Raw genomic sequence first — 13,867 nt, 5'->3', positions numbered from 1 at the left:
ATAAATTAATTAAAAAAAAAAAAAAAAAAATAAAAAAATATGTTACAATTTATTAATTTACCTCATGATGCACGTGATTTAATATAAATATTAAATATACAAATAAAAAATTTATATTTTAAAGATTTATCCATATCATTCATAATAATACAATCAAATACAATTAATATGTTAGCAATGTTTACTATTACAACAATTTATATATAGTATATCGTACTATTATTAATAAATTAAATCTAAATAATGATTTTTAAACGAGATTATATTTATGAAAACGTTAAAATTTGGAGGTACGTCACTTGCGAATGCAAATAAATTTATACAAGTATCTTCAATTATTCTTAATCAGGTAAAAAATGACCAAATAGCTGTTGTATTATCTGCTCCAGCCAACATAACTAATCAATTAGAAAAAATTATCCAAAAATATACATTTAATCACATCGTTCCAATAGAAATTTTCATAAATATCAAAAAATTTTTTTTACAATTAATAGATGATATTAATATCATCCATGATAAATATCCTATCAATAAAATTAAAAAAAAAATAACTTTAAAATTTAAACAATTAAACAATTTATTAGATCATATCCAAACTCTCAATTATTGTCCCGATAAAATTTATGCTCAAATAATTTCTATGGGAGAAATCTTATCTGCATATATTATGAAAGCAATTCTAGAAACGCTTGGAAACAAGGTTACTTTACTTGATCCGGTTAAATTGTTGTTAGCTAATAATAACTATATTAATGCTGTTGTAGATATACATAAATCAAAAAAACGTTTTAAAAAATTAAAAATCTATAAACAAGATATTATTATTATGCCTGGTTTCATTGCCGGAAACCAATTTAATGAATTAGTTGTATTAGGAAGAAACGGATCAGATTATTCAGCTACATTATTATCTATATGTACAAATTCTCATATTTGTGAAATTTGGACAGATGTAAATGGAATATATACTAGTGATCCTAACACTATATCAACAGCACGACCATTATCGGAAATTACATATCAAGAAGCACTAGAGTTAGCCTATTTAGGTGCTAAAGTAATTCATCCTGCTTCTATAAAACCACTACAATACTATAATATTCCATGTACTATAAAAAATACTAATAATTGTAATCATCCAGGGACATTAATAACCAATCAAAATAAAAATAATTCTGATATTATTAAAGGAATTACATATTTAAGTAATATGATTTTAATAAAAATTTATAGTATTAAAAATATTCAAATAGCAAATATTTCAAATAAAATATTAAAATATTTATCAGATAAAAATATTTCTGTATATTTATTACATCAGTCCTTATCAAGTAATACTATTAGTTTTTATGTACACAAAAATAACACACTTAATATTAAAAAAAAAATAAAAAAAATACTTAATAAAGAAATTCAAAAAAAATTAATAGAATCGATTATTGAAATTAAAAATCTAAATATTATTTCTATAGTGGGTAATAATATAAAAAAATATAATGTAAAAATTATTAAAAAAATTTGTTTATCTCTTGAAAAATTTAATAATAAAATATTTGAAATATCATATAACATATCTAATATATCATTATCTATAGTATTACATACTAACAATATCATTAATATCATTAAAAAAATTCATGATTTTATAATTAACAAAACTATACCTATAAATATTTTTTTGATTGGTATCGGTGGAGTAGGATCAGAATTATTAAAAATAATTTTAGAACAACGAGATAAGTTAGAAAAAAAATTTATTCAATTGAATGTCAATGTCATTGCTAATTCAACTAAATATATCACCAATAAAACTAACATAAATTTAAATAACTGGACTCATGAATTTGCTGTGTCTAAAAAAAATTTTTATTTAAAAAAAATTTTAATACTAGTAAAAAAATATGGATATTTAAATCCAGTCTTAATAGATTGTACAGCCAGTCAAGATATCGCAAATGAATATAATTCCATCATAAAATCCGGATTTAATATTATTACTGCCAATAAAAAATCTAATTCATCCCTATTATTAGATTATTTATCTGTTCATCAAATAGCTAATAAATACGATAAAAAATTTCTTTATGAAACACATGTTGGAGCTGGATTACCAATTATTGATAATTTAAAAAATCTAATAAAATCTGGAGATCATTTAATTAAATTTCAAGGAATTCTATCAGGTTCAATGTCTTGTATATTTGGACAATTAGATGATGATATAACTATCTCCGATGCTACTAAACAAGCTCAAAAATTAGGATTTACCGAACCTAATCCCAAAGATGATCTATCTGGAATAGATGTAGCAAGAAAATTATTAATTTTAGCTAGAGAATTCGGATATTCAATAGAACTTACGGACATTAAAATAGAAAAAATTCTACCCAAACATTTTGAAACAATAAATAATAAAAAAAAATTTTTATTACAATTAAAAAAATTAAATAATCAATTTACTGAAAAAGTTAATTATGCAAAATGTAAAAATAAAGTATTACGATATGTTGGGACGATTAAAGGTAACGGATCATGTAGTGTCAGAATAAAAGAAGTCGATAACAACAGTCCATTATATCACATCAAAAACGGAGAAAATATATTTGTATTTTATACAAAATATTACCAACCAATTCCCTTAATAATACGCGGTTATGGAGCTGGAAACAAAGTAACAGCATCAGGTATTTTCTCTGATTTATTACGTATAATATTATAATATTACGAGTTTAAAAAAAATGATAAAAATCTATGCTCCTGCTTCCATTGGAAACGTTGGTGTTGGTTTTGATATTTTAGGAGCAGCTATTACACCAATAGATGATACTTTATTAGGTGATTGTGTATCAATCGAGCCATCAAATACCTTTCAATTAAATTGTTATGGAAATTTTTCTACTCATTTACCTAAGGATATAAAAAAAAATATCACTTGGAAAGCATGGAAATGGTTTAGTAAAAAAACTAATAAAAAAAAACCAATATCAATTACATTAGAAAAAAATATGCCGGTCGGATCTGGATTAGGATCTAGTGCTTCATCTATTGTCGCTAGTGTTCTGGCGTTCAATAAATTTTATAAAACTAAACTCACACAAGTAGAATTAATAAAATTAATGGGTATATTAGAAGGAAGCATCTCTGGAGGCATTCATTACGATAACGTAGCCCCGTGTTATTTAGGAGGACTACAACTCATTACAGATGATATACATAATCCAACACAAAAATTACCTATATTTAAAAATTGGTTATGGATTATTGCTTGGCCGGGAATTACGGTATCTACTTCTACTGCAAGAAATATTCTACCTTTACAATATAGCAAAGAGATATGCATCCAAAATAGCCGAAATCTATCAACATTTATACACGCGTTATATACACAAAAATCTGAATTAGCCATTCGATTTATGCAAGATACTATTGCAGAACCATATCGAATATCGTTAATACAGAATTTTTTATATATAAAAACTGCTCTCCTAAAATTAGGAGCATTAACATGTAATATTTCCGGTTCTGGTCCTACATTATTTTCAATATGTTTAAACATTTCCGTAGCAAATAAAGTAAAAGAATGGTTAGAAAAAAATTATATTAAAAATAATCAAGGATTTGTTCATATTTGTAAAATTGATCAATTAGGCGCTAGAAAAATAAGGATATAACCATGAAACTATACAATCTAAAAGATAGTAATGAAGAAGTAAATTTTTTAAATGCCATTCAGCACGGTTTAGGTAAAAAACAAGGATTATTTTTTCCAAAATATTTACCAAAATTTAATTCCCATGATTTAAAAAAATTGATCAGTATGGATTTTATTACTCGTAGCACACATATACTTTCACATTTTATATCTGATGAAATCTCATTAAACGATCTAAAAAAACAAATTCAATCTGCATTTTCTTTTACTCAACCAATAATTGCTCCGGTTACTAAAAATATATCGTGTTTGGAATTATTTCACGGTCCAACGTTAGCTTTTAAAGATTTTGGAGCGAGATTTATGGCTACCATGTTGTCATATTGGAAGAATGAAAATTCTATTATGACAATATTAACGGCTACATCAGGTGACACCGGTGCTGCTGTTGCGCATGCATTTTACTGTATGCATAATATTCGTGTTGTAATTTTATATCCTAAAGGAAGGATTAGTGCATTACAAGAAAAATTATTCTGTACTTTAGGTAAAAATATACATACAATTGCCGTTGATGGAAGTTTTGATGATTGTCAATATTTAGTTAAAAAATCTTTTAATGATACAAAATTAAAAAATAAAATTGGTTTAAATTCCGCTAATTCAATTAATATTAGTCGATTATTAGCTCAAATTTGTTACTATTTTGAAGCATTTGCATTAATACCTCCTCAATATCATAATGATATTATCATCTCTGTACCCTGTGGTAATTTTGGAAATTTAACCGCAGGTTTTATTGCAAAATCATTAGGATTACCTATTAAATCATTCATCGCGGCTACAAATGCAAATGATACTGTGCCGCGGTTTTTAAAAACTGGTATTTGGAATCCACATAACACTATATCTACTATTTCAAATGCTATGGATATTAGTCAACCTAATAATTGGCCTAGAGTAGAAGAATTATTTAAACGGAAAAAATGGAATTTACAAAATTTAACATCTAAAAGTATATCTGATGCAAAAACTATACGAACACTTCAAGAGTTACATAAAATTGGATATATATCAGAACCACATGCAGCTATCGCGTATAGAGCATTGAAAAAAAATATACAAAAAACAGATTTTGGATTATTCTTAGGTACCGCTCATCCAGCTAAATTTCAAGATACCATTGAAAAAGTTCTAAATATTAAATTAAATTTACCTAATTCATTACAATCAAGAGTCCATCTAAAAAATTTTTCACATCAAATGAAACCAAATTTCTTAAACTTAAAAAATTTTTTATTGACTCAGATTTAAAAATATAACAATTTAGAGAGGTAGATTTAAATCCTCTCTAAAGAACTATTTAATCAATAAAATATTTTATAAATATATATTATTTATACATTAAATAGAAAATTTATAATATCACCATCTTGAATAATATATTTTTTTCCTTCACTACGTATTTTTCCTAATTGTTTAATTTTACTAATGTTACAATATTTGATCATATCATGATATGAAATAATTTGAGCTCTAATAAATCCCTTAGAAAAATCAGTATGAATTAAATTAGCTGCTTGTATAGCTGTTTTATCCGCTTTAAACAACCATGATCTTACTTCTTTTTGTCCGGCAGTAAAAAAAGTTTTTAACTGTAAAAAATTACATAATTTTTCAATAAATTTATGGTAATTTAAATTACCAATATATAGACTATTTTGTTTATGTATCGGATCATTAATATGATTTAATATCATCTTATTTTCATCATTTAATGCAATAGGAAATATAGTAGATTTGTCAATTAAATTATTTGTACAACATTGATCTATATACGTACGTAAATCTATATTACGAGCTATATTGAATACGTACACCATAGGTTTTAAAGTTAAAAATTGATACTGTTTTAATATTTCTAATTCTTCTCGCGTAAATAAAATATTTCGTAAAGCAAATCCGGCTTTTAATTGATCTATACAACGATGTATTAAATTTATAAGAAAATCATAACAAATATCTTGTTTATTACTTACAGTAATATATCGTTGAATAATTTTTTCACATAAATCAAGATCAGATAATAATAATTCTGTATTAATAATGTCAATATCACGAGATGGATTAATATCACCATATATATGAATAATATCGCTTTCTTTAAAACATCGTACAACTTGTATAAGTGCATGACATTCTTTAATTTTTTCTAAAAATTTATTTCCTAGTCCTTCTCCGGTAGAAGCTCCTTTAACTAATCCAGCAATATCAATTAAAATAGCAGTACTATATACAATAGTACTTGTTGAAACACAATCGGCAATTTTTTTTAATCGATCATCAAAAATTGATACTATTCCAATATTCGGTTTAATTGTACAAAAAGGAAAATTTTTTGAAGGAATATTTAATTTTGTTATCGCATTAAATAATGCTGATTTTCCTACGTTAGGTAATCCAATAAGACCAAATTTATATATCATATTTATTTATCCTTATAAGATTCAACATTATAATTTAAATATATCTAAGCATATAAAAAATAACTATTCTGTATTTATATTAATTGTTTTATTTATTAAAAATTTTTTCTGATATATTCTATTTTTAGTAAGTAAAATAAACTCAAATATTGATTTTTTTATCATGTTCATCTCTATTAGATTTGGAGCCTTTAATACAAATTCTGAAATATTTTTTTTTTGTTCTGGACGACCGATACCAATACATAATTGTAAAAAATTACCTTTACTTACTAAAAACTTTAAAATATTTTTTACACCATTATGACCGTTATGATGTGTTCCAAATTTTATTTTCATAATTCCTGGTATCAAATCTAATTCATCTCGTACAATTAAAATCTCAGATAAATCAATCTTATAAAAGGATGATAATGCGCGCACAGAATAACCGCTTAAATTCATAAAAAGATTCGGACGTAATAAATAAATTTTATTATTATTTAAAGTAATGCATGAAACATATCCTAAAAATTTTTTTTTAAAATTAAATGAAACTTTGTAAAAATCAGATAACATATTGATAAACCAATGCCCTACATTATGTCTTGTATCAGCATATTGGTCTAAATAATTACCGAGACCTACAATCATTTTTATTGTATTCAAAATACCTTCTTATAAAAATTTATTAAATTAAAAAATAATACTTTTTATATATAAAAAAATAATATTTTATATATTTTATATAAAAAATATTTATATTGATAAATTTATTGTTTTTTTAAAAATATTGCGTTTATATAACCTAATTATATTTATAATTACGTTATATAAAAATTATTTTAAAAACATTTAAATTAAAAATCATAAAAAGATTTATATAATTATAAATTATAATCGTATAATCATATATATAAATCATCAATATAATTTATTAATCTTATTATATATAAGATACGTATATATTTATTATTTTTATTTAAATATATTGAGTTATTTAGATAAGATGATTATAATTTCATACTATTATTCGAAAACATAAGAACTTAAACATTATACTATATACTGAAATTGAGATACTCATGTCTATAAAAAAAAATTTAAGATACACCATCAAAAATCGATTTAGAGGATTTTATCCAGTTGTTATAGATGTAGAAAGTGCAGGATTTCAATCTAAAACAGATGCATTATTAGAAATTGCTATTGTGACTTTAAAAATGAATAAATTAGGTTGGTTAAATATAGATGATACTCTACATTTTCACATTATACCTTTTAAAGGATCTATTATAAAAGCAGAATCTGTGGCATTTAATAAAATTGATCCTTTTAATCCTCTAAGGGGAGCTGTTAGCGAAAAAAAAGCATTAAAGTGTATCTTTAAATTAGTCAGAAAAAAAATTAGTCTCAATGATTGTAAAAAAGGAATATTAGTAGCACACAATGCTAATTTTGATCATAATTTTTTAATGGCTGCAACTAAAAGAGCTGGTTTAATTAAAAATCCTTTTCATCCTTTTACTACTTTTGATACAGCAGCGCTTAGCGGCTTAATTTTAGGGCAAACGGTATTAGCAAAAGCATGTAAAATAGCCGGTATACCTTTTGATACTACTCAAGCACATTCTGCATTATATGATACTATGCAAACCGCATATCTTTTTTGTGAATTAGTTAACCGATTTAAACGATTAGGTGGATGGCCTCCAAAAATATCTCATCGTAAAAAAACCGATGAGATATAAAATATTTTAAATTTATTTAATATAATAATTATTAATTTTATATTAATATTATTTGTGACAATTTTGGATTAAACGTAGTAATTCACCATTATTTGATAATTCTAATATTATATCGCATCCTCCTATTAATCGCTGATTAATCCACAATTGTGGAAACGTCGGCCAATTAGAATACTTGGGTAAAGCTGAACGAATATCAGGGTGTTGCAAAACATCAACGTAAAAAAAATCTGCAGTATATAAAGATAAAACTTGAACTGCTTTAGCTGAAAAACCGCAACTAGGATGTTCTGGAGATCCTTTTATATAAATAATAATATTATTGTCTTTTAATTGTTGTTTTATTTTTTTAAAAACATCTTTCATATGAAAATCACTCATTAGTCTAATAATATTTAAAAATATTTTATTTAAATATATGCAAATAAAATAATATTTATTTTAAAATATATGATATATACCATACTATTATAAATAGTTTTATTTTAAAATAATTTAAAATATTAAATTTTATAAAAATAAATTATATAATTTATTATATAATATATTGTTTAAATCAAATAAATCTACTATACTAACATAGTATATGGGGCTGTTATGGATTTGACAAGATATACGAAAATCGTTGTTGCATGTCGAGGGTTGGTTTGCCTCGTTAAAAAACCAATTTAATTAAATGCAAATAAACAAAATTACGCTTTAGCAGCTTAAAAAACTAGATAAAGCCCTTTCACACTATTTTATTTCATCTCTTAAATAAGATAGTAATATTTAGAAAGGTCACATAAAAAAGAGATAACTTTAGTCTGTTAATCTTGAAACAATAAAGTTATATATTCATCAAGATACCCGATAATACTTCGTTTATTGAGTATTATTGTTGTTATATTTAAAAATAAACTAAACATGTAGATCAATAATTTAAGTAATTTTGGACGCGGGTTCGAATCCCGCCAGCTCCACACCTTCAAAATTTTTTTTAAATCTAAAAAATAGTTTATTATAATGAATTTAAGTTAATTTAAAGTATATTAAATATATAGAAATATACTAACTGATATATCCATATCAAATAATATACTAATATTTTCATTATTCAAATTTTTTAATAAATTTAATTATAAAACATCTTTAAATAATTATAAAACTAACAGTTTATTTAAAAAATCATGCAAAAAAAAATTGATAACGAAAAAAAAAATGATACAAATGACAAACCTATCATTATTAATCGAAAAAAAATAATAAAAGAAAAAATCAATAAAATAGAAAAAAAAATCCTTCAATTTAAAAAAGAAAAAAAAGTTATAAAATTAAGATATTATGCCGATATCGATAATTTAACTAAAAAAAATAAAAAAGAAATACAACTAATCAAACATAATAAATTTAAAAATTTCTTAAAATCTATAACATCTATTATTGATAAAATTTATAATCTAGTAAAAATATCAATAAATTCAAATTCTACAGAAAATACAGTTACAGAAGGTATACGATTAACATTCAATATCTTAGAAAAGAACTTAAAAACATGGCATGTTAAAATAATAAATAAAGTCAATATACCTTTTGATCCAAATATACATGTTATGACAATAAATAAAGAAATAAACGAACATAAAAATAATAAAATAGTTAAAAAAATAAAAAAAAATGGGTATATTTTTAAAAAAGAAATCATTAAAAAAGCTATAGTTACTATTATATAACAAAAATATTAATATCTTAAAAAACATCGATAATATACTAAATATTATTTAATATTGAATATCTTTAAACCAATCGATCGGTTGTTTTTTTAGATATTTTAATATCATATTTATTTTCAAAAAATGTCTGCATCCAAAAAAACCTCGATAACATGATAATGGTGATGGATGCGACGATTTTAAAATAAAATGTATATTTGTATTAATAAGCTTAGATTTTTGATGAGCATATGCTCCCCATAATATAAAGATTACCCTCGTCCTAACAATACTAATAAATTTAATAACTTGATCAGTAAAAATTTCCCAACCTAATCCTTTATGTGATTGAGGACATCCGCTTGAAACTGTTAATATTGAATTTAATAACAATATACCTTGTTGAGCCCATGGTTTTAAACATCCGCGCATTTTAATATTAGACATCAAAAAATTATTTTTTAATTCTATAAAAATATTTTTCAACGAAGGAGGTATTTTAACAGAATCAAGAACAGAAAATGATAGGCCGTGTGCTTGATTAGGATTACAATACGGATCTTGTCCTAATATTACTACTTTAATATCTGGTACAGGAGTTAATAAAAAAGCATTAAAAACATTTTTTTCCGATGGATATACAATCGTGTTTTTTCGTATCTGTTTTAATCTATTTTGTAAATTAATAAAATATTTTTTTTTTTTTTCTAGATAAAAAAAATTCGACCATGACGGATAAATATAAATCATGATAAAATCATCCTATATAAATATTACCATTTAATATATTAAGATATTAGATTACAAATTCTTTAAAACTCTATTTGAATAATCAATATTATTACCGATATATAAGCATAACTAAAATTATTTATTTAAAATAAAATACGTAATAATTAAAATTATGGTATAGTCTATCATACTATAATTAAAATAGTGTATAATGTTATAAAACACTCAAATATAAATTACAGGAAATATAAAAAATGATTTTAGTATCTAAAAAAGCTCCTGATTTTACCGCTCCAGCTATCCTGCACGACGGAACCATAATAAACGATTTTAATCTTTACCGAAATTCTAATAAAAAAATAACAGTATTATTTTTTTGGCCTTTAGATTTCACCTTCGTATGTCCGTCAGAATTAATCGCATTTAATAATTCATATAACGAATTTAAAAATAGAGATGTAAATATCATTGGTGTTTCCGTAGATTCAGTATATACACATAATGCATGGCGTAATACTACACCCGATAATGGAGGTATTGGATCTATAAAATTTCCTATGATATCTGATATCACTAAAAATATACAACAATCTTATGGTGTTGAACATACAACATTAAAAATAGCATTACGAGCTTCTTTTATAATAGATCAAGATCATATAGTCCGACATCAGTCTATTAACGATCTCCCAATTGGTCGTAATATTATAGATATCATTCGAATAATTGACGCACTAAAATTTTATAAAAAATTTGGTGAAGTTTGTCCTGCTAACTGGTATCCGGGCAAAGAAGCAATTATCGCAACAACAGATGGAATAAAAAAATATTTATCTAAAAATTTTAAAAAAATATAAAATTATATATTACGATATATACATTCATTTAAAATGAAATACATTATTGTATTGATATACAAAGTAAATATTTATTTACACTATTAAAATCTTTCTAATACTAATTATGTCACAGTATATTTATAAGTTAATTCACATATGTGACATATTACAAATTATTTTATAGAGACAAGAAATACATGAAAGACATTGCAAAAGAAATCAAACAGGTCAATATTGAAGAAGAATTAAAAAGATCTTATCTTGATTATGCTATGTCTGTAATCATTGGCCGAGCTTTACCTGATGTACGAGACGGATTAAAACCCGTACATCGTAGAATATTATTTGCTATGAATATATTAAATAATGAATGGAATAAACCATATAAAAAATCTGCTAGAATTGTAGGTGATGTTATTGGTAAATATCATCCTCATGGAGATTCAGCAGTCTATGATGCTATAGTACGAATGGCTCAACCATTTTCATTAAGATATACATTAATTGATGGGCAAGGAAACTTCGGATCTATTGACGGAGATTCTGCTGCGGCTATGAGATATACAGAAATACGTATGTCCAAAATTACACATGAGATGTTAAGTGATTTAGATAAAAATACAGTTAATTTTATTTTAAATTATGATGGTACCGAGAAAATACCTGAAATTTTACCTACAAAAATTCCTAATTTACTAATTAACGGATCCTCTGGAATTGCTGTAGGTATGGCTACTAATATTCCTCCTCATAATTTAAAAGAAATTATTAACGGCTGCATTGCATACCTACATAATCCGAAAATTACATTAAAAAAATTAATGATGTATATTCCAGGACCTGATTTTCCAACCGCGGGTATTATTTATGGAAAAATCGGTATTGAAGAAGCTTACCGTACTGGTAAAGGAAAGATATCCATTAGATCTAGATATTCTATCGAAATCAATAACAAAACTAAAAAAGAATCCTTAATAATATACGAATTACCTTATCAAGTTAATAAATCTAAATTAATTGAAAAAATTGCATTATTAATAAAAGAAAAAAAAATTCAAGGTATCTCTACTATTCGCGATGAATCCGATAAAGACGGCATGAGAATTGTTATAGAAATAAAAAAAGATTTTTTTACTAAAATAATTCTTAATCAATTATATACAATGACTGCATTACAAACATCTTTCGGAATTAATATGGTTGCACTGTCATCAGGACAACCAAAACAAATGAGTTTAAAGAAAATTTTAAAAGCATTTATTAAACATAGAAAAAAAATTATTACTCGAAAATGCTTATTTAAGCTAAAAAAATATACAAAAAAAATACATATACTAGAAGGATTTTATGTCGCGCTAAATAATATTAACAAAATTATTGAAGTTATAAAAATTGCAAATAATAATAAAAATGCTAAAAAAAATTTAGAAAAAATAATCTGGAAAAATAAATTGACTATTCAATATCAAGATAATATACATCTTGATCAATTACATTTCAATTTTAGTAAAAAACAAGTACAAGCTATTTTAAATATCAAATTAAATAAACTAACTAAATTAGAAAAAAATAATATTTATAAAAAATATAAATATTTACTTATAAAACAAAAAAAATTAGAAAATATATTATCTAATTCTCATAAATTAAAAAAAATTATTACTAACGAATTAGTACAGATAAAAAAACAATTTTCTGATGTTCGAAGAACTAAAATTATTAACAAAACATCCGAAATTAATATGGAAGACATTGTAGTAAAAGAAAGTGTTGTAGTAACATTATCACGATCCGGATACGTAAAATACCAACCAATTTCTGATTATAACGCGCAAAAAAGAGGAGGAAAAGGGAAATCAGCTGCTAAAACAAAAGAAGAAGATAATATAGAAAACTTATTAGTTGCAAATTCACATGATACAATTCTCTGTTTTTCAAGTAGAGGGATATTATACTGGATGAAAGTGTACCAATTACCAGAAACCAGCCGTCATGCCCGCGGACGTCCAATAATTAATTTATTACCTTTAACACAAAAAGAAAGAATAACAACCATTTTACCTATTTCGGAATATAAATCATCCATAAATATTATTATGGCTACTGCTTTAGGGTTTATTAAAAAAACACCGTTAAACCAATTTCAAAAACCCCGAAATTCAGGAATCATTGCTATTAATTTAAGAAAAAAAGATGAATTAATTGGTGTAGCGTTAACTAATGGACAAAATAATATTTTAATGTTTAGTTCCAAAGGAAAAGTAGTGCAATTTTCTGAAAATAAAATAAGAAATATGGGACGTACCGCTTCTGGTATAAAAGGAATAAAAATTGTTGATAATGATCGATTAGTTTCCTTAATAGTGCCAAATAAAAAAGACGATATACTAATAGTAACTGAAAATGGATACGGAAAAAGAACCAAAATAAATCAATTTCCTATTAAATCGCGTGCAACTAAAGGTGTTATTTCTATTCGAGTAACCCCTAAAAACGGAGTCGTTATTGGTGCTATACAAGTACATCATGATAATCAAATTATGATTATTACGAACGCAGGAACTCTTGTTAGAACAAGAGTATCTGAAATTGCAATTTTGAAAAGAAATACTCAAGGAGTTATTTTAATTCGTACTACAAAAAAAGAAAAAGTAGTTGGTTTACAAAAACTATCACATACTCCTTTATTATCATAAAATTACTATTTTAAAAGACAATTTATTATAGTAATTTT

General features: G+C 24.2%; 11 protein-coding genes and 1 other RNA gene. 8 read left to right on the top strand and 4 right to left on the bottom strand.

The features are described 5' to 3' along the window. Positions 1 to 268: 268 nt before the first annotated feature. The 3 genes from thrA to thrC are packed head-to-tail and all read left to right on the top strand — an operon-like array spanning position 269 to position 4,969. Positions 269 to 2,722 (top strand): bifunctional aspartate kinase/homoserine dehydrogenase I, encoded by a 2,454-nt coding sequence (thrA, locus tag APCICUMA2628_RS00670; protein ID WP_154027289.1) that lies wholly within the window; start codon positions 269 to 271, stop codon positions 2,720 to 2,722. A gap of 19 nt (positions 2,723 to 2,741) precedes the next feature. Beyond that, complete coding sequence (gene thrB / locus APCICUMA2628_RS00665; protein ID WP_154027287.1) at positions 2,742 to 3,674, top strand: homoserine kinase; 933 nt, start codon at positions 2,742 to 2,744, stop codon at positions 3,672 to 3,674. Between the two features lie 2 nt (positions 3,675 to 3,676). Then, positions 3,677 to 4,969: a threonine synthase gene (thrC, locus tag APCICUMA2628_RS00660; RefSeq protein WP_154027285.1), complete on the top strand. Its 1,293-nt coding sequence runs from the start codon at positions 3,677 to 3,679 to the stop codon at positions 4,967 to 4,969. An 83-nt stretch (positions 4,970 to 5,052) separates the two neighbouring features. On the opposite strand, the gene ychF is transcribed toward thrC, so the two are convergent. Next, complete coding sequence (gene ychF / locus APCICUMA2628_RS00655) at positions 5,053 to 6,141, bottom strand: redox-regulated ATPase YchF (RefSeq protein ID WP_154027283.1); 1,089 nt, start codon at positions 6,139 to 6,141, stop codon at positions 5,053 to 5,055. A 63-nt stretch (positions 6,142 to 6,204) separates the two neighbouring features. After that, complete coding sequence (gene pth, locus APCICUMA2628_RS00650; protein ID WP_154027281.1) at positions 6,205 to 6,789, bottom strand: aminoacyl-tRNA hydrolase; 585 nt, start codon at positions 6,787 to 6,789, stop codon at positions 6,205 to 6,207. 416 nt (positions 6,790 to 7,205) lie between these two features. Here pth and rnt point away from each other — a divergent pair, with 416 nt between their 5' ends. Further along, positions 7,206 to 7,871, top strand: coding sequence for a ribonuclease T (rnt, locus tag APCICUMA2628_RS00645; protein WP_154027279.1), 666 nt, complete (start codon positions 7,206 to 7,208; stop codon positions 7,869 to 7,871). A gap of 48 nt (positions 7,872 to 7,919) precedes the next feature. Here the strand turns inward: rnt and grxD are convergent, their stop codons facing one another. Beyond that, positions 7,920 to 8,237, bottom strand: coding sequence for a Grx4 family monothiol glutaredoxin (gene grxD / locus APCICUMA2628_RS00640; RefSeq protein WP_154027277.1), 318 nt, complete (start codon positions 8,235 to 8,237; stop codon positions 7,920 to 7,922). Between the two features lie 222 nt (positions 8,238 to 8,459). Here grxD and ssrA point away from each other — a divergent pair. Both ssrA and grpE read left to right on the top strand, forming a co-directional pair. Further along, positions 8,460 to 8,836, top strand: a transfer-messenger RNA (tmRNA) gene (gene ssrA, locus APCICUMA2628_RS00635). A gap of 204 nt (positions 8,837 to 9,040) precedes the next feature. Further along, positions 9,041 to 9,583, top strand: coding sequence for a nucleotide exchange factor GrpE (grpE, locus tag APCICUMA2628_RS00630; protein ID WP_154027275.1), 543 nt, complete (start codon positions 9,041 to 9,043; stop codon positions 9,581 to 9,583). A gap of 48 nt (positions 9,584 to 9,631) precedes the next feature. Here the strand turns inward: grpE and ung are convergent, their stop codons facing one another. Next, entirely contained in the window at positions 9,632 to 10,303 is a 672-nt protein-coding gene (ung, locus tag APCICUMA2628_RS00625; protein WP_420021842.1) for a uracil-DNA glycosylase, read from the bottom strand. Between the two features lie 245 nt (positions 10,304 to 10,548). Here ung and APCICUMA2628_RS00620 point away from each other — a divergent pair, with 245 nt between their 5' ends. Then, a complete protein-coding gene (locus tag APCICUMA2628_RS00620) occupies positions 10,549 to 11,151 on the top strand; it encodes a redoxin domain-containing protein (RefSeq protein ID WP_154027269.1) in 603 nt (200 codons plus the stop codon). A gap of 179 nt (positions 11,152 to 11,330) precedes the next feature. Beyond that, positions 11,331 to 13,829, top strand: coding sequence for a DNA topoisomerase (ATP-hydrolyzing) subunit A (gene gyrA / locus APCICUMA2628_RS00615; RefSeq protein ID WP_154027266.1), 2,499 nt, complete (start codon positions 11,331 to 11,333; stop codon positions 13,827 to 13,829). Positions 13,830 to 13,867 lie beyond the last annotated feature (38 nt).

The sequence above is a fragment of the Buchnera aphidicola (Cinara cuneomaculata) genome, assembly GCF_900698865.1.
Lineage (GTDB): Bacteria > Pseudomonadota > Gammaproteobacteria > Enterobacterales > Enterobacteriaceae > Buchnera_F > Buchnera_F aphidicola_AA.
Note: the sequence above shows the minus strand (reverse complement) of the source record. Positions and strands in the feature narration are given on the sequence as shown.